The sequence below is a fragment of the Streptomyces sp. NPDC001922 genome (assembly GCF_042891165.1).
GTDB lineage: Bacteria > Actinomycetota > Actinomycetes > Streptomycetales > Streptomycetaceae > Streptomyces.
Genome location: NZ_JBIASV010000017.1, coordinates 146,773 through 168,061 on the forward strand (window position 1 = coordinate 146,773; position 21,289 = coordinate 168,061).

Below are 21,289 nucleotides of genomic sequence, written 5' to 3' on the forward strand. Positions count from 1 at the left end.
GGCAGGGGCCCCGACGGGACGGTCAGTGGCCGGGGCCGCGCCGTCCCTCGCCCGCGCCGCGGCCCGCGGTCTCGACGAGGAGCCAGCCGGCGAGACACATCACCACGGCCGCCGGAGCGGAGACGTGCACGGCCACCAGCAGCGCCGTCCGGCCCTCCAGCAGGCCGCCGAAGCCCACCATGGACAGCCCCAGCACCCCGAAGAGACAGAGGGTGACGCCGAGGGCGGCGGCGGGGCCGGCGGCACGGCGGGGAGCCGCGGCGGCGTTCCTCCTGGTGGGCGCGGGGGCCGGGTACGGCCGCGGTGAGGCCGCCGACGCCGGGGCCGCGGGGGCCGGGTGCGGCGAGGTCGCGGGCGCCGCGTCCGGAGACGGCGAGGTGGCGTACGCCAGGCCATCGGGACGCGCCGCCGCCGGGCGCTCGAACCGGCGGAAGGCCGCGACCAGCAGCGCCGTCACACCGGCCGCCGCGGCGAGCCGGAGCGGCGCCTGCGCCCACCACCCGGAAGTGGCGGGCGCGGGGAACGGCAGGCCGAGGGCGAGCAGCGCCCCGTAGACGCCCAGCATGGCGGTGAGGTGCCACAGGAACGCGGTCATCGCGACACCGTTCGCCGCGATCACCCCGCGCCACACGCGGGGACGGGCCAGCAGCCGGGCGGCGGGAGCGCGCAGCAACTCGACCGCTCCGGTGAGCCACAGGCCGTGGCAGAGGAGGGCGAGGGTGGGCGGCGCCATGTTGCTGACCTTCTCGCCGGGCATGCCGACCATGGACAGCGGATACGGCCCGAAGGCCACGAGCGCCACCGCCCCCGTCAGTCCGGCCGCGGCCAGGGCGGCGGGCACCCGCAGCCCGGACGCGGCGAGCCGGCCGTCGGCCCGCAGAAAGCCCAGTTGGTGGACGGCGAGCCAGACGAAGGCGAAGTTGAGGAACTCCACGTAGGGCACGCCGAAGGCGAAGCGCGCCACGTCGACGGCCGCGGCGGCGGCGCCGAGGCCGGCCGCCGCGCCCCAGCCGTACCGGTCGTGGAGCCTCAGCAGCGGCGGCGTGAACGCCACCATGGCGAGGTAGATCCCGATGAACCAGAGCGGCTGGGCGACCAGCCGGGCGGCGACGTCGGACAGCGGGCCGTCCCCGCCGAGGAGTTGGACGGCGAGCGCCCCCGCGGCCCAGACCGCGACGAAGATCATGGTGGGCCGCAGCAGCCGCTGGAGCCGGGCCCGCAGAAAGGCCGCGTACACCGACCGGCCGGGCTCGGTGCGGCGTTGCAGCGAGCGGTGGGAGAGGGCGTGCGAGAAGCCGCCGACGAAGAAGAACACCGGCATGATCTGGAGCAGCCAGGTGAGCGGCTGCAGGGCGGGCACGACGGCGAGCAGATTGCCGATCTCGGCGCGGCCGTCCGGGTCGACGGAGACCGCCGCCATCAGCCAGTGGCCGAGGACCACGGTGCCGAGCGATCCGGCCCGCAGCAGGTCGATGTACCGGTCCCGGGCGGCGGGCGTGGCCGCGGCGAGGTCGCTGACGCTGGGGTGCATGCAGCCACCGTCGCGGTCCGGTGCGGCCGGCCGGCACGGCGGTGGTACTCAAATCCGGGCCCGGCGGCCTGAGTACGCGTACCCAGACGGTCCGGGCGCGCGGCGGCACGGACGGGCGCCGGGCAGGGCCGGTCCGGGTCAGGGCGCCGGACAGGGCCGGTCCAGGTCAGGGCGCCGGCCCGGGGGAGGACACCGGCTCGGGTCAGGGCGTCGGCCCGGGCCCGGGGCCGAAGACCCCGGCGAGCGCGGCGGTGTAGGCGGCCTCGGCGCTGGTGCGGGCGAGCCGGTCGTCGATCGGGCGCCGGTTGATCAGCAGCCGGTAGTAGAACGGTGCGCTCAGCGCGGCGATGACGTCCGTGGCGTCGGTGTCCGGGGCGAGTTCGCCGCGGTCGACCGCCTGGCTGACGATCTGCGTGACCGTCTCGGTACGGGCGGCGAAGGCGCCGTGGACGACCTCCGCGACGCTCGGGTCGTAGGCGGCGGCCGCGACGATCGCTTCGATGAGGTTGCGGTTGCGCGGGGCCGCGTGGAACCCGGCGATCGCCTGGGCCAGTTCGTGCAGGTCCTGGCGGAGGTCCCCGGTGTCGGGGGTGGCGATGGTGGTGCTGTGCTGGGCGAGCAGGTCGGCGACGACCCCCTCGACGGAGCGCCAGCGCCGCCGGATGGTCGAGACGTGGACCCCGGAGCGCCGGGCGAGCTTGTCGAGGGAGAGCGCGCCGAACCCACCGTCGTCGAGCTCCTCGAAGGCAGCGGCCAGTACGGCCGCGCGGGTGCGGGCGGTCCGCCCGCCGGGGCGGGCCGAACCGTGCGGGGGTCGCTCGGTCATCTTCCGGTGCCGGGGTCGCGGTGCCAGGCCTGCTCGATGCACATGCCGCTCAATGTACTGCGCGCCGGAGATCTGTACGGAACGCCGGATCCGTTCCATCGGCGGACCCGCCCCGGGACGGTGCCCGTCGAGCCCCCCGTAGCCCGACGGACACCGGTCCGCGCCCGTGCACGGGCGCCGTCCGCTCCGGCGGCCCCGCGCCCCGCCGGGGCATGGCGGGGCGGCCGTGCGGTGAACGTCGTTCAGGATGCCCGGATCACGGCGGGAAGTCGTGAGCACTGCGTGCACGGCTTCTTGGCAATGCGTGCTCGGGGAGAAACGGTCCTCCGGATCCGTCGGCCCCAACGGACCCGTGCTCGGGGAGAGGACGCCTCCGGACGGTGCAGCCGACAGCGCGAGCGGGGCGCGAGTCCGCGGGCAGGCCACGCACCCGCACCGGCGCCGGGCCCCGCCCCGGACGCCGAGCCCTACAACAGCGTCGCTCCCGCCGCGGGGCTCGTGGCCACCCGCGCCGTGCGGCAGGTGCCCGACGCCAGCAGCCCCTCCGCGACCGCCCGGGCCGCCTGCTCGTCCCGGGCCAGGAACGCGCAAGTGGGACCGGATCCGGAGACGAGGGAGGCCAGCGCCCCGGCCTTCGTCCCGGCGGCGAGGGTGTCGGCGAGGGAGGGCCGCAGCGAGACCGCCGCGGCCTGGAGGCCGTTGCTGGAGCCGCCCCCGGGCGCCGTCGGCATGCCCCCGGTCGTCAGCGCGGACGCCAGGGTCGCGAGGTCGCCCTCGGCCAGGGCGTCCAGCAGGGCCGGGGAGGGTTCCGGGGCCGGTACGTGGTCGACGCCCGCGCCGTGCCCCTCCGTCGCGCGCAGCCGGTCGCACTCCCGGTAGACGGCCGGGGTGGAGAGCCCGCCGTCGGCGACGGCGAAGACCCAGTGGAACGTCGCGCCGACGTCGAGCGGGGTGAGCAGTTCGCCCCGGCCGCGCCCCAGCGCCGCCCCGCCGACCAGGCTGAACGGCACATCGCTGCCCAGTTCGGCGCAGATCTCGAGGAGTTCGTCGCGGGAGGCGCCGGTCCCCCACAGGGCGTCGCATGCCACCAGCGCACCCGCGCCGTCGGCGCTGCCGCCCGCCATGCCTCCGGCGACCGGGATGTCCTTGGCGATGTGGAGGTGCACGTCCGGCGCGATGCCGTGGCGCGCGGCGAGCAACTCGGCCGCCCGCGCCGCCAGGTTCGTCCGGTCCAGCGGCACCTGCCCGGCGTCCGGCCCGGACACGGTGATCCGCAGTTCCTCTGCCGGGGTGGCGGTGACCTCGTCGTACAGCCCGACGGCGAGGAAGACGTTGGCCAGGTCGTGGAACCCGTCCGGGCGCAGCCCGCCCACCGCCAGCTGGACGTTGACCTTGGCGGGCACCCGCACGGTCACGGAACGGTTCACAGTCCGGCTCCCTTGATCTCCGCCTTGCACTCCGCGATGCGGGCGAACTCCTCGACGGTCAGCATCTCCCCGCGCGCCTGCGGCGAGACGCCCGCCGCGACCAGCGCCACTTCGGCGGCCGCCGCGGACCCGGCCCAGCCGGCGAGGGCGGCCCGCAGCGTCTTGCGCCGCTGGGCGAACGCCGCGTCGACGACCGCGAAGACCTCCTGCCGGGTGGCCGTGGTGTTCGGCGGCTCGGCGCGGCGCACCAGGGAGACGAGACCGGAGTCGACGTTCGGCGCGGGCCAGAACACATTGCGCCCGATGGCGCCGGCCCGCTTCACGTGCGCGTACCAGTTGGCCTTGACCGAGGGCACCCCGTAGACCTTGGAGCCGGGGGTGGCGGCGAGCCGGTCGGCGACCTCCGCCTGCACCATGACGAGCGTCCGCTCGATGGTGGGGAAGGTCGCCAGCATGTGCAGCAGCACGGGCACGGCGACGTTGTAGGGCAGGTTGGCGACGAGCGCGGTCGGCGGGGGGCCGGGCAGCTCGGCGACGTGCATCGCGTCGGAGTGCACCAGGGCGAAGCGGTCCGCCCGCTCCGGCAGGCGCGCCGCGACGGTGGCGGGGAGCGCCTCGGCCAGGACGTCGTCGATCTCGACCGCCGTCACCCGGTCCGCGGTCTCCAGCAGCGCCAGGGTCAGGGAACCGAGCCCCGGCCCGACCTCGACGACCACGTCGTCCGGCCGGACCTCCGCGGTGCGGACGATGCGGCGGACGGTGTTGGCGTCGATGACGAAGTTCTGTCCGCGCTGCTTGGTGGGCCGCACGCCGAGGGCGGCGGCCAGTTCGCGGATGTCGGCGGGGCCCAGGAGGGGGCCGGACTCGTCGGGGGTGGGGCTCGTGCTCACTGGTGAAGCTTACGGCCGCAGTGCGGCCAGGGACTCGCCCCCCGTTGCACATACAGCTTCTTCGCCCGGTATGTCTGCTCTTCGGCGGGTGCGTCCTGGGGGCGGCCCCGGCCGCCCAGCGCCTGCCAGGTGCGGAGGTCGAACTGGTACAGCCCGCCGTACGTCCCCGACGGGTCCACCGCCCGGGGGCGCCCGCCCGACTCGCAGCGCGCCACGGCCGCCCAGTTCAGCCCGTCCGCGCCGGCGACCCGCGCCGGCCGGGCGGCCGTGCCGACCCGCACCACTTCGTCCACCGGCCTGCGGACCACCTCGGTCCGGAGTTTCTTCGGCTTCTGGTCGGCCCCGTTGACGGTGCGCACCTCGTAGTGAACCCGTTTGACGCCCTGCCGGCCCTGCCGTTCCACGACCTCGGTGCCGGTGAAGAGGGACGGGTCGGGGCGTTCGACCCGGCGGTAGGGGATCGGCTGCTCGCGCTTCTCGGTGCCGCGGGTGACGCGCAGCACCGAGACCGTCTGCCCGTCCCGGGGGAAGCTGTCCGGCGGCGCGGAGGTGACGTCCTCGCCGCGCAGGGTGATGCCCGCCTGCGCGACGGCCTCCCGGACGGTGGCCGCGTTGGTGCGGACGGTCTGCTCACGGCCGTCGGCGAGGAGGGTGACGGTGCGCTCGGTGCGGACGTGCAGGGCGAGCCCTTCGCGGGCGATGGCCGAGTGACGGGAGGCGGAGAGGTAGGCGCCCTCGGCGCGCACTCCGAGCTGCTGGAGCGCGCCGTCGACGGTGCGGGCGGTGGTCCAGACGCGGCGGCTGCGGCCGTCGAGGGTGAGGGTGACGGGCCGCCCGTAGCGGACGACGACCTGGTCACCGGCGGTCAGCTCCTCCCCCGGCGCGGGCGCGACGATGTCGTGGGGGCCGTGCGGCACCCCCTCGTCGGCCAGCAGTTCCCGCACGTCGCCCGCGAAGGTGTGCAGGGTGCGGGGCCGGCCCTCGACGGTGAGTTCGACCGTCTTGTCGTGGGCGACGAAGACGGCGGTGCCGCCCGCGAGGAAAGCGACGACGAGGGCTTGCGGCACCAGCCGCCGCAGCGTCTCGGGGCGCTCGGCGGCGCGTCTGCGGCGGGCGGCGAGCCGGGCGGCGGCCCGGCCTCCGACGGCCCCGGCGGGGACGGCACCGGCCGGACGGCTCACCGGCGGGTACTGCCCCGGGGGCCGGCCGGCCCCCGGCTCCGGCGGCCCCTCGGCCGGCCCGCCGCGGCCGGCGGACGGGGGATGCGGGACGGGCCGGCGGGGCGACGGGCCGGCGGGGCCGGGGACCGGCGGAGCGGGCGGGGGCTTAGGCGGCGGGGCGGAACCGTCGGAGGTTTCCCGCGGCCCGTAGACCTGCGGGGACGAGGTGCGGCCGCGCCGGCCGCCGCGCGCGGCCCGGTGGCTGCCCGGTGGATTCCTCACGAGGCTCCCTCCCCGGCTGCCGCGGGGAGGTGTCCCCGGATTTCAGTGTCGGGCCGGGACTGTAGCGGAGGTTTCGTCACGCTCCAAAGTCAACCGACTACGCGGTGTCGCCGGGGAGGGCGCACCGGGGGCGGTCCGGGTGCCGCCGTCAGTAGCCGAAAGCGCGGGCGGTATTGGCTGCCACGGCCGCGGCCAGGGTGTCCTCGCCCACGCCCTTGACGTCCGCCATGGCCCGCAGAGTGACCGGAATCAGGTACGGGGCGTTGGGCCGTCCGCGGTACGGCGCGGGGGTGAGGAAGGGCGCGTCGGTCTCCACCAGGACGAGGTCGAGCGGGGCGACGGCCAGCGCGTCCCGCAGGTCCTGGGCGTTCTTGAAGGTGACGTTGCCGGCGAACGACATCAGATAGCCGCGCTCGGCGCAGATCTCGGCCATCGCGGCGTCACCGGAGTAGCAGTGGAAGACGACGGTGTCGGGTGCGCCCTCCTCGGCCAGCACCCGCAGCACGTCCTCGTGCGCCTCCCGGTCGTGGATGACGAGCGCCTTGCCGTGCCGCTTGGCGATGTCGATGTGGCGGCGGAACGACAGTTCCTGCGCGGCCATGCCCTCCGGGCCGGTGCGGAAGCGGTCCAGGCCCGTCTCGCCGACGCCGCGCACCTGCGGCAGCGCGGCGAGGGCGTCGATCTCGGCGAGCGCGGCGTCGAGGGCCGCTTCCCCGCCGGCCTCCCGGGCGCCCTGCCGGGACCAGCCGTCGGGGTCGCCGTGGACGATCCGGGGAGCCTCGTTGGGGTGTAGCGCCACGGTCGCCCAGACGCCGTCGTGGGCGGCGGCGGTCTCGGCGGCCCAGCGGGAGCCCTTCACGTCGCAGCCGACCTGGATCAGCGTGGTCACGCCGACCGAGGCGGCCCGGGCGACCGCGTCCTCGACGGTGCCGGACTGCATGTCGAGATGGGTGTGCGAGTCGGCGACGGGCACCCGCAGCGGCTCGGGCAGCGGCGGCGGTACGTCCTTGTCGTCCCGCTTGCCGTTCGTGCCGTTCCCGCCGGATGCCGATGCTGTTGCCGCCATGGCGGCGATCCTATGCGGACCCCTCGGGGCGAGAAGCGGGCGGCCGTCCGCTTCTCACCCCGGGTGGCACCGCGGTCACTTGCGGTGGAAGACGTGCAGCAGATCCGCGAAGTGGCGGCGGTGGGTTCCACCGGCGCCGGCGGCGCGGTCCTCCGCGGCGGCCGGGGCCGGAACGGCTGCCTCCGCCGGGGACGGAACGATCGGCTCCGCCGACGCCTCGGTCACGACCGGCGGCCGCATCGGGGCCGCCGAGAGCAGCGGGCCGGCGATGCCCTGCTCCCCCAGCGCCGCCGCAGCCGACGGGATCTGGCCGGAGCGCATGATCCGCACCACATGGCCGTCGCAGTTCCCGCAGACCGGCGTGGTCAGCGGGGACGGCACCCGGCGGCCGTCCGTGTAGTAGGTGACGACGGACCGGCCCTGGGCGTCGGTGTGGTGGCGTATCTCGTACGCCTGCTCCCAGCCGTGGCCGCAGCGCATACAGGCGAACGAGTAGGCCTCGTGCACAGGCGGCTCCGACCCGCCGTTGCGGGGTGCGGGGGGAACACTGCGCGAGGTGTCTGCGGTCTCACTCATGCCAGCTCCTCTTGTCCACCGGACAAGCTCTCCGGGACCGGGACGTCCCACCTCCAGTGGACTCCCCGCCCGGCCGGAACACAGCAGGCCCTGCCACCTGTTGGTTCAGATTTTGGGCTTGTTTGTGAAAAGTGCCCCACGCATCGTGCGGCCTTTGCTTATCAGATTAGTCCTTTACCTTCCGAAGGTCCCGTTCGCTCCGCGTTCTTTGCCGCCACGACGGCATCGAAGACCTCCCTCTTGGGTACGCCCGCGTCCACCGCCACGGCCGCGATGGCCTCCTTGCGGCGCTCCCCGGCCTCCTCGCGCACCGCGACGCGGCGGGCCAGCTCCTCCGGGCCGAGCTCCTGGCGGCCCGGCGCGGGGGCGCCCTCGACGACCACGGTGATCTCCCCGCGCACTCCCTCGGCGGCCCACGCGGCCAGGTCCTTCAGCGGGCCGCGGCGCACTTCCTCGTAGGTCTTGGTCAGCTCCCGGCACACGGCCGCGCGCCGGTCCGCGCCGAACACCTCGGTCATCGCGGCGAGGGTGTCGTCGAGGCGGTGCGGGGCCTCGAAGTAGACGAGGGTGCGGCGCTCGTCGGCGACCTCGCGGAGCCGGCCGAGGCGTTCGCCCGCCTTGCGCGGCAGGAACCCCTCGAAGCAGAACCGGTCGACGGGCAGCCCGGACAGGGCGAGCGCGGTGAGCACGGCCGACGGCCCGGGGACCGCGGTGACCGGGATCTCCTGCTCGACCGCGGCCGCGACGAGCCGGTAGCCCGGGTCGGAGACGGACGGCATCCCGGCGTCGGTCACCAGCAGCACCCGCGCCCCGCCGGTGAGCGCGTCGACCAGCTCGGGGGTGCGGGCGCTCTCGTTGCCCTCGAAGTACGACACGATCCGGCCGGCGGGCTGCACCCCGAGCGCCTGGGTGAGCCGGCGCAGCCGCCGGGTGTCCTCGGCGGCCACCACATCGGCGGCGGCCAGCTCGGCGGCGAGCCGCGGCGGCGCGTCCGCGATGTCACCGATGGGGGTCCCTGCGAGTACCAGCGTTCCAGTCACGCCCCCATCCTCGCAGGGGTCCGGGCGGCCCCGGTGTCCGTGCTCCGGCGGCGCCGCGCCGGCTGTGCGCCCCCTCCCGGAGCGGGCGGGCGTCATCGCACAGCGGCGTTCCCTACGATGGCGCGGTGACCAGTACGACAGGAGCGCCGCCGGTGCGCGCCGAGCGGCCCCCGGGGGCCACGGCCCCGCACCCCAAGCCGACCGCCTGGCAGCTGCGGCTGCGCCGCTTCGGCCACCTGGACCGGCCGCGGACCCCGCTGCGGGACCGTCTGGTGCCGCCGTACGCGCCGCCGGGCACCGTGCTGTGGACGCTGCTGGGCCTCGGCCCGCGCGTGACGGAGCGGCTCGCCCGCTGGTCCGGCTGGGGCGGCCCGCTGCTGGTCGCGCTGGTCGCGGGGCTGCTGCGGTTCTGGCACCTGGGCAGCCCGAATGCGGTGATATTCGACGAGACGTACTACGCCAAGGACGCCTGGTCGCTGCTGCAGTACGGCTACGAGGGCACCTGGCCGAAGAACGCCAACGACCTGATCCTGGGCGATCCGCAGCGCATCCCGCTCAGCCCCGAGCACTCGTACGTCGTCCATCCGCCGGTGGGCAAGTGGACGATCGCGCTGGGCGAGTCGGTCTTCGGGCTGAATCCGTTCGGCTGGCGGTTCATGGTCGCGCTGCTCGGCACCCTGTCCGTGCTGATGCTGTGCCGCATCGGGCGGCGGCTGTTCCGCTCCACGGCGCTCGGCTGCCTGGCGGGCGGCCTGCTCGCGGTGGACGGTCTGCACTTCGTGATGAGCCGCACGGCGCTGCTGGACCTGGTGCTGATGTTCTGGATCCTGGCGGCGTTCGGCGCTCTGCTCGTGGACCGGGACCGCACCCGGGCCCGGCTGGCGGCGGCGCTCCCGGCGGACCCGGACGGGACGGTGCACCCGTCCGACGAGGTGGGAGACCGGCTGCGGCTCGGGTGGCGGCCGTGGCGGCTGGCGGCCGGGCTGTGTCTGGGGCTGGCCTGCGCCACGAAGTGGAACGGCCTCTATGTGCTGGCCGCGTTCGGCCTGCTCACGGTGGCGTGGGACGTGGCGGCCCGGCGCACCGCCGGCGCCCGCCGGGCGTACCGCTCGACGGGCCGGCGCGACCTGCTGCCCGCGTTCTGCTCGCTGGTGCCGGTGGCGATCGTCACCTACATCGCGTCCTGGGCGGGCTGGTTCGCCACCCGCGGCGGCTACTTCCGCGACTGGGCGTCGACCGACCCGCACCGGGGCGGGGCGTGGAGCTGGCTGCCGGACAGCCTGCGCAGCCTGTGGCACTACCAGTCCGAGGTCTACAACTTCCATGTCGGGCTGACCTCGCCGCACACCTACGAGTCCAACCCGTGGAGCTGGCTCGTCCTCGGCCGCCCGGTCTCGTACTTCTACGAGTCCCCCGGGCCCGGCAAGGCGGGCTGCCCGGTGGACGCCGCCGACAAGTGCGCCCGGGAGGTGCTGGCGCTCGGCACCCCGGTGCTGTGGTGGGCCGGCTGCTTCGCGGTGCTCTACGTCCTCTACCGCTGGGCGTTCCGGCGGGACTGGCGGGCCGGCGCGGTCCTGTGCGGGATCGCCGCGGGCTGGCTGCCCTGGTTCCTGTACCAGGAGCGGACCATCTTCCTCTTCTACGCGGTCGTCTTCGTGCCGTTCCTGTGCCTCGCCGTGACGATGATGATCGGGGCGCTGCTGGGGCCGCGGGGGGCGAGCGAGCGGCGGCGGACGCTGGGGGCGGTCGGCGCGGGCGTCCTGGTCCTGCTGATCGTCTGGAACTTCATCTACTTCTTCCCGATTTATACCGGGCAGCCGTTGCCGGTGGAGGCCTGGCGGAACCGCATGTGGCTGGACACGTGGGTGTAATCGCGTAGAGTGCGCCGCGATCGCGCTCTTAATCGATTGATTAAGAGGACAGAGAGACACTCTGGGGGTTTCTCCAATGCGGAGTGGCGGTAAGGCCGCTGTCATCGGCGGCATCACGGCCGCGGTGCTGGGAGCTGCCGGATACGGCGCGTACGCGCTGCTGGACGGCCCGGCCGACGGAACGGCCGCGGACGGCAAGCCGTCGGTGAAGACCGGCCCGCCGGACGCGTCCGAGGTCAGGAAGGCCACGCGGGGCTTCCTCGCCGCGTGGGGCTCCGGCGACCCGCGGCAGGCGGCGAAGTACACCGACGACCGCGAGGCCGCGGCGACGGCGCTGCGCGCCTACCGCACGGAGGCGCACATCTCCGACGTCCGGCTGGACCCGGGTGCCCGCCGCGGCAGCACGGTGCCGTTCGACGTGGAGGCTCAGATCTCCTACGGTGACCGGACGGCCACCTGGACGTACTCCTCCGAGCTCGACGTGGTGCGCGAGCGGCGGACCGGGCGGGCCGTGGTGAACTGGCAGCCCTCCGTGGTCCACCCCGAGCTGCACGCCGGGGACTCGCTGAAGACGGGCGAGGCCGAGGCACCGCCGATCAAGGCGGTCGACCGCAACGGCACCGCGCTGACCGAGAAGACCCACCCGGCGCTCTCCGGTGTGCTGGCCAGCCTGCGCGAGCGGTACGGCGACAAGGCCGGCGGCACGGCCGGGGTGGAGCTGTGGATCGAGCGGGCGGGTGACGCGGACGACACCGCGGGCACCTCCCCCGACACCTCCGCGGCCGGCAAGAAGGCCGAACAGCCGGACAAGACGCTGAAGGTGCTCTCCAAGGGCACCCCCGGCACGCTCCGCACCACCCTCGACGCCGCGCTGCAGACCCGGGCAGAGAAGGCCATCAGCAAGCACGGCAAGGCGGCCGTGGTGCTGAGCAAGGCCCGCACCGGCGAGATCCTGGCCGTCGCCAACTCTCCCGCCCAGGGCTACAACACCGCACTCCAGGGCTCGCTGGCCCCGGGCTCCACGATGAAGGTCATCTCCTCGGCGATGCTCATCGACAAGGGGCTGGCCGGCTGGGGCAAGCAGCACCCCTGCCCGAAGTACGCACCGTACGGCGGCTGGAAGTTCCAGAACGACAAGAAGTTCGAGATCAAGAACGGCACGTTCGAGCAGAGCTTCGCCCGCTCCTGCAACACCGCCTTCATCACGCAGGCGGAGAAGCTGAGCGACTCCGAACTCACCAAGGAGGCGCGGGACGTCTTCGGCATCGGCCTGAACTGGCAGACCGGCGTGCCGTCCTTCGACGGCGCCGTCCCGGTGCAGTCCGCGGCCCCCAAGGCGGCCTCGCTGATCGGCCAGGGCGGGGTCCGGATGAACCCGCTCACCATGGCGTCGGTCGCCGCCACCGTGCGCACCGGCTCGTTCCACCAGCCGTACCTGGTCGCCCCGTCCCTCGACAAGCGGAAGCTCGCCGAGGCGGCCCGCCCGCTGTCCGCGGACACCGCGCAGCAGCTGCGCAAGTTGATGCGGCTGACCGCCACCCAGGGCACGGCGGCCGAGGCGATGGCCGGGCTCGGCGGCGACATCGGCGCCAAGACGGGTTCGGCGGAGGTCGACGGCCAGAAGAAGCCGAACGGCTGGTTCACCGCTTACCGGGGCGACCTGGCCGCGGCGGCGGTAGTCCCCGAGGGCGGCCACGGCGGCTCGTCGGCCGGACCGGTGGTGGCCCAGCTGCTGCGCGCGGGGGGCTGACCCGCCCGCGCGATCCGCGCCGGAACCGGACCCGGATCCCTGTGTGCGACGCGGCCGTGTGCCGCTCTCCTCCGCCGAACGCGGAAGGGGGCGGCCCACGGCCGTTTTTCGGCTTCCGCGCGCCGGTTTGCCGTGGAAGACCCCTGCTCGCTACCGTGATCATCTTCTTTAACGCCCTCATCGGTGCGTTAAAGAAGGGGCGGAACGCCCGACACAGCACGCACGGCGCAGGCCCGTCACCGGCCGGACCGAGGGAAGCCGACTTGCGAAAGCCTCCCCGGCCTGCGGCCATTCACCAGGGGGATCCTATGAAGAAGCGTTTGTTCGGCATCATCGCGGCCGCGGCGGTCGCCGCTCCCGCGCTGCTCTGCGCGGGCTCGGCACAGGCGGCGAGCGGTGTGCCCGTCACCTGGAAGAACAAGGGCACCAACCGGTGTCTGGACCACATCTCCGGTTCCGTCGCGATGGGCCAGTGCGACTTCGGCTACCAGACCTGGTACGAGAAGAAGCAGTCCGACGGCACCTACACCCTGAACGACGGCGACAAGTGCCTGGAGCAGTCCCACGGCGGGGTCCGTCTGGCCGGCTGCAACGGAAGCAGCAACCAGAGGTGGTACGAGAAGAAGCTCTCCAACGGCTGGCGCCTCACCAGCAAGGCCACCAAGCGCACCCTGGGGACGAACAGCTCGCACGGCCTCTACGTGGGCATCGACACCGGCGGCAAGCTCCAGCGCTGGTCGTGACGGACCGGTGAGGCGGCCGGCGCGGAGTCCCCGGACCACGGGGGCGCCGCGCCGGCCGCCCCGTGCCCCGACCGTGGCCCTCCGTTCCGCCCGTCTCCGCGACGATCCGTACCGAGTCCGCGCCGGGTCGCTCCCGATGTGACCCTCGCCGCAGCCGACGGGCCGCGTACCCGGTCCCGGGCAACCGGATCCGGCCGGCCCGGAAACGCGCGGGGAGTTCGGCGGGCCGGGGGCAACCGGCCCCCGGCGTGCGCGGAATCACCATCGCGTGGCCCATGCACCTACCGCTAGCGTCGGGGCCATGGCATCACCCGACAACACTCCGGACCAGCCCACAGCCCATCCCCGCTTCGCGGAGGCCCTGCGCGCACTCGGCCTCGATGTCGAGGTGCGCCGCTTCCCCGACGCGACCCGCACGGCCGCCGAGGCCGCGGCCGCCGTCGGCTGCTCGCTGGACCAGATCGTCAAGTCCCTGGTGTTCGCGGCCGACGGCGTTCCGGTGCTGGTACTCATGGACGGCGCTTCCCGCGTGGACCTGGAGCGCGTGCGGGCCGAACTCGGTGCGGCGGAGGTCCGGCGGGCGGACGCGGCGCTCGTGCGCGAGACCACCGGCTATGCGATCGGCGGGGTGCCGCCGTTCGGACACCGCACCCGCACCCGGGTCGTCGCGGACCGCGGGCTGCTCCGCCACGACCTGGTGTGGGCCGCGGCCGGCACCCCGCACACGGTGTTCGCGCTCGACCCGGAGACCCTGATCGGCCACGCGGGCGCCGCGCTCGCCGACGTGCGGGAGCGGGAGGCGTGACGCCTCTCGTCGCGGCGGCGGTGCTCCTCGCCGCCGTCACCCACGCCGGCTGGAACGCCATCGCCCACCACATGAAGGACCAGTTGGTCGCGTTCACCCTGGTGAGCGGCGGCGGCGCGGTGTGCGGCGCCGTGCTGGCGTGCTTGGCGCCGCTGCCCGCCCGGGACGCCTGGCCGTATCTGCTCCTCTCGGCCGTGCTCCACGTCGCCTATATGTCGCTGCTGATGCGGTCGTTCCGGCTGGGCGACTTCGGACAGATGTATCCGATCGCCCGGGGCACGGCTCCTCTGGTGGTGACCGTCCTCGCGGCGGTCTTCGTCGGCGAGGTGCCGGACGGCTGGGCCTCGGCGGGCGTCGTGGTCGCGTCGGCGGGGCTGGTGGGCCTCGCGCTGTGGGGCATCCGCGGTTCGGGCACCCGCCCGCACTGGCCGGCGATCCTGGCCGCCCTCGGCACCGGCCTGGCCATCGCCGGATACACCGTCGTCGACGGCATGGGGGTCCGGGCGTCCGGCACCCCGGTGGGCTACATCGCCTGGCTGATGATCCTGGAGGGCGTGGCCATCCCCGCCGTCGCCCTGGCCACCCGGCGCGGCGCCCTGCCCGCCCAGCTCCGCCCGTACGCGGTGCGGGGCCTGTGCGGCGGCGTGCTCTCGGTCGCCGCGTACGGCCTGGTCCTGTGGGCCCAGACCCGGGCCGCCCTCGCCCCGATCGCCGCGCTGCGCGAATCGTCGATCATCGTCGGGGCGGCCATCGGCACGGTGTTCTTCAAGGAACGCTTCGGCACTCCCCGGATCGCGGCGGCGGCGCTGATGGTGGTGGGCATCGGGCTGATGCTGCATACGAGTTGAGGGCGGGGACGATCCGAACGGCGGGCTCTTCCGGCGGACGCGCCCCGGTGCCCGGCCCCGCGCAGACACGGAGAAGCGGGGCCGGGCCGTTTCGGAGGGGTCCCGCCCGGGCGGGATTCCCGGCCCGGTTCGGCGCGGTTCGACGGGCTTCGGTGTGCTTCGGTGTGCTTCGGCGCCGATTGCGGCACGACGTCGGCGGGCGACCGGCGCAAAGGGCCTCTCAGCAGCGGAAGAAGACGCCCCGCACCTCGTGGAGGATGCCCTCCCACACGTCGAACCAGCCGACGAAGGTCTTGTCGTAGAAGTGGTGGAAGCAGTGCCGCCGCTCCCATCCGCACTCCAGGCGGAAGTCGTCGTACGGGAATCCCCAGGAGTACACGGTGCCGCCGGCCTGGTTCCGGAAGGACAGGCCCTGCGGGGCGCCCAGCGGTTCGCCCGGGGCGCCGCGGCCGGTGCGGAAGCCGTGCGACGTGGCGAAGTAGTCGAGTGTGACGTGGACGAACGGGACGCCGGTGTGCGGGTCGGACGCCTGGGTCGCGGTCACCGTGACGTTCTCCAGGGTGGCGATCGGGGCGTGCGCCGCCGTGAACAGCTTCCCCTGGAACGTCATGGTCTTCGACAGCGCCCGCACCGTGTGCATGACGTCCTGGCCGAGGCCGAGCATATGGCTGATCCGCGGCTCCAGCTCCAGTTCCTGGAGCTCGGGAAAGGAAATGCCCTTGTCCGGGAGCATTTCGAGCGTGCCGGTCTCGAACGGCAGATCCGCTACGGCCCGCCCCGGCCGTTCCTGGGCCTGGCTGGACATGGTGGCCTCCTCCGTCGGCGCGTACGACGCGGGGCCCTGCCGGGCGACGGGTCCGGGCGGCCCGGACCGGCGAGAAGCAGGCTCACGAACGCCCCGGCTCAGCCGCACGGTCGACCTCAGCCGCACGATCGACAACCGCACGATCGACGGCTCAGCGACGCGATCGGCCGTGCTCCGGCAGGTCGTCCGCAGGGCTCGGCGTCGGGCGTCCATGCCCGGCCCGTACGCAACGGAGGCCGGCTGCCCGACCCGGCGCACGACCGACGGCATGGACGGTGTTCCTCCATCGTCCAACGGGATCCGGCGCGGTGCATCCCGGCCGTCGCGCCTCCTGCCCGGCCGTCGCTCCGCACGCCCGGGGCATCCCGGGCCGTGCGCTGCCGAGTTCCGCCACCCGGCACCGCCGCACGGCACGGCACCGGCCCAGGCACCGCCGCCGGGCCCAGACACCGGAACCGGGAACCGCTGCACGCCGGCGGCCCCGGACCTGCCCCGGCGCCGCGGGCCGGCTCAACCCCGCCGTGCCGCCAGGCAGTCCCGGACCGCGCGGACCAGGGCCTGTGCCCGCGGATCCGCGGTGACGTTCTGCTGCATGCCGTTGGTGACGTAGCCGAAGGAGACGCCGGACTCCGGGTCGGCGAACGCCAGCGAACCGCCGCGCCCGGGGTGGCCGAAGGAGCCGGGCGCGAGGAGCGGGGACGCCGGGCCGTGCAGCATGTAGCCCAGGCCGAAGCGGGTGTTGACGACGAGGACCCGGTCCGGTCCGGTGGACTCCTCCGTCCGCGCGAGGGTGAGCGTCGCGGGCGCCAGCAGGCAGCGGCCGTTCGGCACCGGGCCGATCAGCGCGGCGTAGAACCGGGCCAGGGAGCGGGCGGTGGCGATCCCGGCCGAGGCGGGGAGTTCGGCCGCGCGGTAACCGGGGGCGTTCTCGTCCGGCAGCGGGTCGATGGCGGTGAAGGCGCGCCGGGTGAGGGAGTCGGGGTCGCGGTAGGCGTCGGAGACCGAGCTCTTGGGGCGGACCTTCAGCCCCTGCGAGGCGGGCGGCTCGGGGGCCGCGACGTCGGCGATCCGGCCGACCCGGTGGGCCTCCTCCGGGGGCAGTCCGAGCCACAGGTCCAGGCCGAGCGGCCCGGCGATCTCGTCGGCGATCCAGCGTCCGATGGTGCGTCCGGTGATCCGCCGCACCAGCTCGCCGAGCAGCCAGCTGTAGGTCTGGGCGTGGTAGCCGTGCGCGGTGCCGGGCTCCCAGGCGGGCGCCTGGGCGGCCATCGCCCGGGGCCCGCTGACGCCGTCGGTGGCCTGCTCGGGCGTGAGCGGGGTGTCGAGCACGGGCAGCCCGGCGCGGTGCGAGAGCAGATGCCGGACGAGCACCCGCTCCTTGCCGTTCGCCTTGAACTCGGGCCAGTAGGTGCCCACCGGGGCGTCCAGGTCGAGCTGGCCGCGCTGATGCAGCATCAGCGGTACGGCGGCGGCGACGCCCTTCGTCGCGGACCGGACGATCTGCGCGGTGTTCTCCTGCCAGGGTTCCGGTCCGTCGGCGTCGGCGGTGCCCGCCCACAGGTCGACCGCCTGCCCGTCGCGGGTGTGGACGGCGACCGCCGCGCCGCGCTCCCCGCGCAGGCCGAAGTTACGGACGAAGGCGTCCCGGACCGGCTCGAAGCCGTCCACCACCATGCCCTGGACGTCCACCACTGGTGCGTACTCCTGCCACGACTCGTAACCCGACAACCTCCCCATGGTGCCTGGGCCGCCGCGGCGGCCCGACGGCGGGGCCCGTCCGGCGGCCCGGGGCGGCGGAGCGGGCCGGGGGCGGAGCGTCAGGAGAACATGATCGAGACGTCGATGTTGCCGCGGGTGGCGTTGGAGAACGGGCAGACCTGGCGGGCCTCGGCCACGAAGCGCTCGGCCAGTGCCTGGTCGAGGAGCGGGAGGGAGACCCGGAGCGCCACGTCGAAGCCGAACGCGTCGGCCTCCGTGGGCCCGAGGCCCACCTTGGCGCTGACCGAGGCGGTGGTGAGGTCGTGTCCGGCGCGCTCGCCGACGAGGGCCAGCGCGCTGTGGAAGCAGGCGCTCCAGCCCGCGGCGAAGAGCTGCTCGGGGTTGGTGCCGACGCCGTCGCCGCCCAGCTCGCGGGGGATGCCGACCCGGACGTCGAGCTGCCCGTCGGGGGTGCGGAGAAAGCCGTCACGGCCGCCGTGCGCGGTGGCCTCCGCCAGGTAGACGATCTCCGTCGGCCGGATCGGAGAGGAGGTCGCCGACCGGGCCGGAGCAGCGGTCGCGAGGTCCTGGAGCATGCTGCGCTCTCCCAGGTGAACAGGTGCGTTCAACATCATCGGGTTCAACGTACCGGGCTGGCGGAGCATCAAGTTACTAGGGGGTAGCTACCGTGGGTACGGTCAGCCGGCGGGCACCGTCACCGAGCGCGGATCGAAGCCGAACGGCAGCTCCAGCCGGTGGGCGCGCATCAGCTCCGCGTCGCACAGCAGGTTCTGGGTGCGGCCGTCGGCGGCGATCACACCTCCGCTGAGCACCACCGAGCGCGGGCAGAGCTCCAGGGCGTACGGCAGGTCGTGGGTGACCATGAGCACGGTGACGTCCAGCGACCGCAGGATGTCGGCGAGCTCCCGGCGGGAGGCGGGGTCGAGGTTGGACGAGGGCTCGTCGAGGACCAGGATCTCCGGCTCCATGGCGAGCACCGTGGCGACCGCGACCCGGCGCCGCTGCCCGAACGAGAGGTGGTGCGGCGGCCGGGCGGCGTACTCCGCCATGCCGACCCGCTCCAGCGCCCGGACGACCCGGTCCTCCAACTCGGGGCCGCGCAGCCCGGCCGCGGCCGGTCCGAACGCGACGTCCTCCCGGACGGTCGGCATGAACAGCTGGTCGTCCGGGTCCTGGAAGACGATCCCGACCCGGCGGCGGATCTCCGCGAGGTTCGGCTGCGCCACCGGCAGCCCGGCGACGCTCACGCTGCCCGCGCCGCCGCTGAGGATGCCGTTGAGGTGCAGCACCAGGGTGGTCTTCCCGGCGCCGTTGGGGCCCAGCAGCGCGACCCGCTCGCCGCGGGCCACGGTCAGATCGACGCCGAAGAGCGCCTGGTGGCCGTCGGGGTAGGCGTAGGCGAGGCGGCTGACCTCGAGCGACGCGGGGGCGCCGGCGAGAGCGGGGTCCGGGGCGGGGGCGGCGGTCACGGGGTCCATCCCATCAGGCGGTCCATCCCATCGGGCAGTCCGAGTCGTCGGGCGGTACGAGTCGTCGGACAAGCGGTCCAGGTCGTCAGACAAGGGTCCATCCCATCAGGCAGACGACGAGAGCCGCCGCGGGGAGGGCCGCGGCGTACGCCCACTGGGCGCGGGACGCCGTCACCTCGTCGATCACCGGCATGCTGCCCCCGTAGCCGCGGCTGACCATCGCCAGGTGCACCCGCTCACCCCGCTCGTAGGAGCGGATGAACAGCGCGCCGGCCGAGGTGGCGAGCACCTTCCAGTGGCGCGGGCCCGTCGCCTCGAAGCCGCGCGAGACCCGGGCGATCCGCATCCGGCGCATCTCGTCGGTGATCACGTCCCCGTAGCGGATCATGAACGAGGCGATCTGGACGAGGAGCGGGGGCAGCCGCAGCCGCTGGAGGCCGAGCAGCAGCGAGCGCAGCTCGGTGGTGGAGGCGAGCAGCACGGAGGCGGCGACGCCGAGGGTGCCCTTGGCCAGGATGTTCCAGGCGCCCCAGAGGCCGGAGACGCTGAGCTGGAGGCCGAGCACCTCGGTCCGGGGGCCGCTCGCCACGAACGGCAGGAAGAAGGCGAAGAGCACGAACGGCACCTCGATGAGCAGCCGTTTCAGCAGCACTCCGGCCGGGATGCGGGCCGCGGCCGCCACGGCGGCCAGCAGCAGCGCGTAGCAGCCGAAGGCCCAGACGGCCGCTCGCGGGGTGGCGACCACGACGAGCACGAAGCAGAGCACCGCCGCGATCTTGCACTGCGCCGGGAGCCGGTGCACCGGCGATGCGCCGGGCCGGTACAGCCGGTGGGCGTGCCCCGCTCCCATGTCAGCTCGACGCGGAGGAGTCGCCCGGACCGGTGTCGGGGCTGCGGCGGCGGATGACGTAGAAGAAGCCGGTGCCCACCAGCAGGGTCGCGCCGACACCGATCACCCCGGCCAGGCCGCCGGAGAGCCGGGGGCTCTCGACGTCCTTGGTCTGGTAGTCGGCGAGCGGCGAGTTCGCGAAGGTGTGGACCTCGACCTTGGTGTCCATCTTGTGGTCGGCGGCGACCTTCTCCAGGCCGTCCGGGCTGGCGGAGGCGTAGTAGCTGAGACCGCCCGCGAGCAGCAGCGCGGCCAGGACACCGATGATCCACAGCCGCCGGGTGCTGAGCCGGGCGCGCTTCCCCGGCGCGGGCGTGCCGGATTCCGGTGCGGACGGGGTCCCGGTGGCCATGGCGGCGTCCTCCTGCGGTGCGGCGGCCTGCTGTGCGGTGGCCTTCTCAGCCGTGGCCTGCGTGGCCTGCGGTGCGGTGGCCTGCGGTGCTGCGGCGTTCTCGTCGTGATCCGCGGTGCGTGCCATCAGGCGCTCGCCTCCCCGGAGCGCGCCGGGCCGTCCTCCGCGGGCTTGCGTCCGATGGCGGTGGCGCCGGACGGAGTGGCGGGGGCGGCGACGGGCGAGGTGTGCAGGGCCAGCGAGGGCCGCAGACCGCGGGCGCCGTGGACGAGGTCGGGGCGGACCGCGAGCACGGCGCCGACCGTCAGTGCGGTGATCGCCGCCTCGCCGAGGCCGATGAGGGCGTGCACGCCGACCATGGCGGCGAACACCGTGCCCAGCGGCACGTCCTTCGTGCCGCCGAGGGCGTAGAGCCCGGTGAAGGCGACGGCCGCGGCCGGTACGGAGACCAGGGCCGCCACGAACGCGGCCGCGGTGACCGAGCCGCGGTTCTGCGGCAGCACCTTCACCAGCAGCCGGAACAGCGAATAGGCGACCAGCACGGTCACCACGGCCATGTCGGTGATATTGACGCCGAGCGCGGTCAGCCCGCCGTCCGCGAAGAGCACCGCCTGCATCAGCAGCACCACGGAGACACAGAGGATGCCGGTGCACGGGCCGACGAGGATCGCGGCGAGCGCGCCGCCGAGCAGGTGCCCGCTGGTGGCCACGCCGACCGGGAAGTTCAGCATCTGCACGGCGAAGATGAAGGCCGCGACGAGACCGGCCAGCGGCGCGGTGCGCTCGTCCAGCTCACGGCGGGCACCGCGCAGGCTGACGGCGACCGCGGCAGCGGCGACGACGCCGGTGGCCACGGACACGGGTGCGTCGATGAATCCGTCGGGGACATGCATGGGCGGGGCTCCGCTCCGGCGTTGTGGTGAACATTCAATGATAGGCGCCGACTGCGAACCATATGCAAGAGCGCAGTCACCGCGGAACACGGGGGTCCGGGACGACGGCGCTCCGCGCGGCGGAGCTCCGCGGGGCCCGGCGGGCTCCGGAACGGTTCCCCCAGCGGCCCTGGAGCGGTTCTCGCGGCGGTCCGGAGCGGTTCTAGCGGCGGCCCTGGAGCGGTTCTCGTGCGGCCGGGGCGGGGCACTCCGCGGGCCTCCGGGACGCACGAAGCGCCCGAGGTGGCGGGGCCGGAGTTCTGACCAAATCCTGGAGAGGACGCCGCGCAGGAGTCATCCGGGGCGCG

General features: G+C 74.4%; 18 protein-coding genes and 1 pseudogene. 5 read left to right on the plus strand and 14 right to left on the minus strand.

The genetic code is table 11. The features are described 5' to 3' along the window. Window positions 1–22 precede the first annotated feature (22 nt). From ACFYYR_RS28600 to rsmI, 8 genes are all read right to left on the minus strand, one after another. Entirely contained in the window at window positions 23–1,531 is a 1,509-nt protein-coding gene (locus ACFYYR_RS28600; protein ID WP_388859681.1) for an acyltransferase family protein, read from the minus strand. A gap of 202 nt (window positions 1,532–1,733) precedes the next feature. Further along, the gene (locus tag ACFYYR_RS28605; RefSeq protein WP_388859684.1) at window positions 1,734–2,357 is read right to left on the minus strand and encodes a TetR/AcrR family transcriptional regulator C-terminal ligand-binding domain-containing protein; all 624 of its coding nucleotides are present in this window, start codon (window positions 2,355–2,357) and stop codon (window positions 1,734–1,736) included. 467 nt (window positions 2,358–2,824) lie between these two features. Continuing rightward, on the minus strand, window positions 2,825–3,784 hold the full coding sequence (locus ACFYYR_RS28610) for a 4-(cytidine 5'-diphospho)-2-C-methyl-D-erythritol kinase (protein ID WP_388859687.1): 960 nt from the start codon (window positions 3,782–3,784) through the stop codon (window positions 2,825–2,827). Then, the gene (gene rsmA / locus ACFYYR_RS28615; protein WP_388859689.1) at window positions 3,781–4,674 is read right to left on the minus strand and encodes a 16S rRNA (adenine(1518)-N(6)/adenine(1519)-N(6))-dimethyltransferase RsmA; all 894 of its coding nucleotides are present in this window, start codon (window positions 4,672–4,674) and stop codon (window positions 3,781–3,783) included. Before rsmA ends, ACFYYR_RS28610 begins: the two co-directional genes overlap by 4 nt. After that, window positions 4,671–6,116: a ubiquitin-like domain-containing protein gene (locus tag ACFYYR_RS28620; protein WP_388859692.1), complete on the minus strand. Its 1,446-nt coding sequence runs from the start codon at window positions 6,114–6,116 to the stop codon at window positions 4,671–4,673. Before ACFYYR_RS28620 ends, rsmA begins: the two co-directional genes overlap by 4 nt. A 148-nt stretch (window positions 6,117–6,264) precedes the next feature. After that, on the minus strand, window positions 6,265–7,182 hold the full coding sequence (locus ACFYYR_RS28625; protein WP_388859695.1) for a TatD family hydrolase: 918 nt from the start codon (window positions 7,180–7,182) through the stop codon (window positions 6,265–6,267). A gap of 75 nt (window positions 7,183–7,257) precedes the next feature. Next, window positions 7,258–7,758 carry a hypothetical protein gene (locus tag ACFYYR_RS28630; protein ID WP_388859698.1) on the minus strand — a complete coding sequence of 167 codons (501 nt, stop codon included), beginning with the start codon at window positions 7,756–7,758 and terminating at the stop codon, window positions 7,258–7,260. Window positions 7,759–7,919: 161 nt separating this feature from the next. Then, window positions 7,920–8,798 carry a 16S rRNA (cytidine(1402)-2'-O)-methyltransferase gene (gene rsmI, locus ACFYYR_RS28635; RefSeq protein WP_388859701.1) on the minus strand — a complete coding sequence of 293 codons (879 nt, stop codon included), beginning with the start codon at window positions 8,796–8,798 and terminating at the stop codon, window positions 7,920–7,922. A gap of 125 nt (window positions 8,799–8,923) precedes the next feature. Here rsmI and ACFYYR_RS28640 point away from each other — a divergent pair, with 125 nt between their 5' ends. From ACFYYR_RS28640 to ACFYYR_RS28660, 5 genes are all read left to right on the plus strand, one after another. Next, window positions 8,924–10,669, plus strand: coding sequence for a dolichyl-phosphate-mannose--protein mannosyltransferase (locus ACFYYR_RS28640; protein ID WP_388859704.1), 1,746 nt, complete (start codon window positions 8,924–8,926; stop codon window positions 10,667–10,669). 76 nt (window positions 10,670–10,745) lie between these two features. Beyond that, window positions 10,746–12,419 carry a penicillin-binding transpeptidase domain-containing protein gene (locus tag ACFYYR_RS28645; protein ID WP_388859707.1) on the plus strand — a complete coding sequence of 558 codons (1,674 nt, stop codon included), beginning with the start codon at window positions 10,746–10,748 and terminating at the stop codon, window positions 12,417–12,419. 308 nt (window positions 12,420–12,727) lie between these two features. Next, the gene (locus ACFYYR_RS28650) at window positions 12,728–13,162 is read left to right on the plus strand and encodes a hypothetical protein (protein WP_388859709.1); all 435 of its coding nucleotides are present in this window, start codon (window positions 12,728–12,730) and stop codon (window positions 13,160–13,162) included. A gap of 301 nt (window positions 13,163–13,463) precedes the next feature. Beyond that, the gene (locus tag ACFYYR_RS28655; protein WP_388859712.1) at window positions 13,464–13,967 is read left to right on the plus strand and encodes a YbaK/EbsC family protein; all 504 of its coding nucleotides are present in this window, start codon (window positions 13,464–13,466) and stop codon (window positions 13,965–13,967) included. Then, window positions 13,964–14,815 carry an EamA family transporter gene (locus tag ACFYYR_RS28660; RefSeq protein WP_388859715.1) on the plus strand — a complete coding sequence of 284 codons (852 nt, stop codon included), beginning with the start codon at window positions 13,964–13,966 and terminating at the stop codon, window positions 14,813–14,815. The genes ACFYYR_RS28655 and ACFYYR_RS28660 overlap by 4 nt, the downstream gene beginning before the upstream one ends. A gap of 220 nt (window positions 14,816–15,035) precedes the next feature. On the opposite strand, the gene ACFYYR_RS28665 is transcribed toward ACFYYR_RS28660, so the two are convergent. The 6 genes and pseudogenes from ACFYYR_RS28665 to ACFYYR_RS28690 form a co-directional block, all read right to left on the minus strand. After that, on the minus strand, window positions 15,036–15,620 hold the full coding sequence (locus ACFYYR_RS28665; protein ID WP_388859718.1) for a hypothetical protein: 585 nt from the start codon (window positions 15,618–15,620) through the stop codon (window positions 15,036–15,038). A 510-nt stretch (window positions 15,621–16,130) separates the two neighbouring features. Next, entirely contained in the window at window positions 16,131–17,294 is a 1,164-nt protein-coding gene (locus ACFYYR_RS28670) for a serine hydrolase domain-containing protein (RefSeq protein ID WP_388859861.1), read from the minus strand. Window positions 17,295–17,437: 143 nt separating this feature from the next. Next, complete coding sequence (locus tag ACFYYR_RS28675; RefSeq protein ID WP_388859864.1) at window positions 17,438–17,914, minus strand: organic hydroperoxide resistance protein; 477 nt, start codon at window positions 17,912–17,914, stop codon at window positions 17,438–17,440. A 102-nt stretch (window positions 17,915–18,016) separates the two neighbouring features. Beyond that, window positions 18,017–18,817, minus strand: coding sequence for an energy-coupling factor ABC transporter ATP-binding protein (locus tag ACFYYR_RS28680; protein ID WP_388859721.1), 801 nt, complete (start codon window positions 18,815–18,817; stop codon window positions 18,017–18,019). A gap of 76 nt (window positions 18,818–18,893) precedes the next feature. Further along, the gene (cbiQ, locus tag ACFYYR_RS28685) at window positions 18,894–19,658 is read right to left on the minus strand and encodes a cobalt ECF transporter T component CbiQ (protein ID WP_388859724.1); all 765 of its coding nucleotides are present in this window, start codon (window positions 19,656–19,658) and stop codon (window positions 18,894–18,896) included. A 1-nt stretch (window position 19,659) separates the two neighbouring features. After that, window positions 19,660–20,942: pseudogene (locus ACFYYR_RS28690) on the minus strand (energy-coupling factor ABC transporter permease). Window positions 20,943–21,289: the final 347 nt, after the last annotated feature.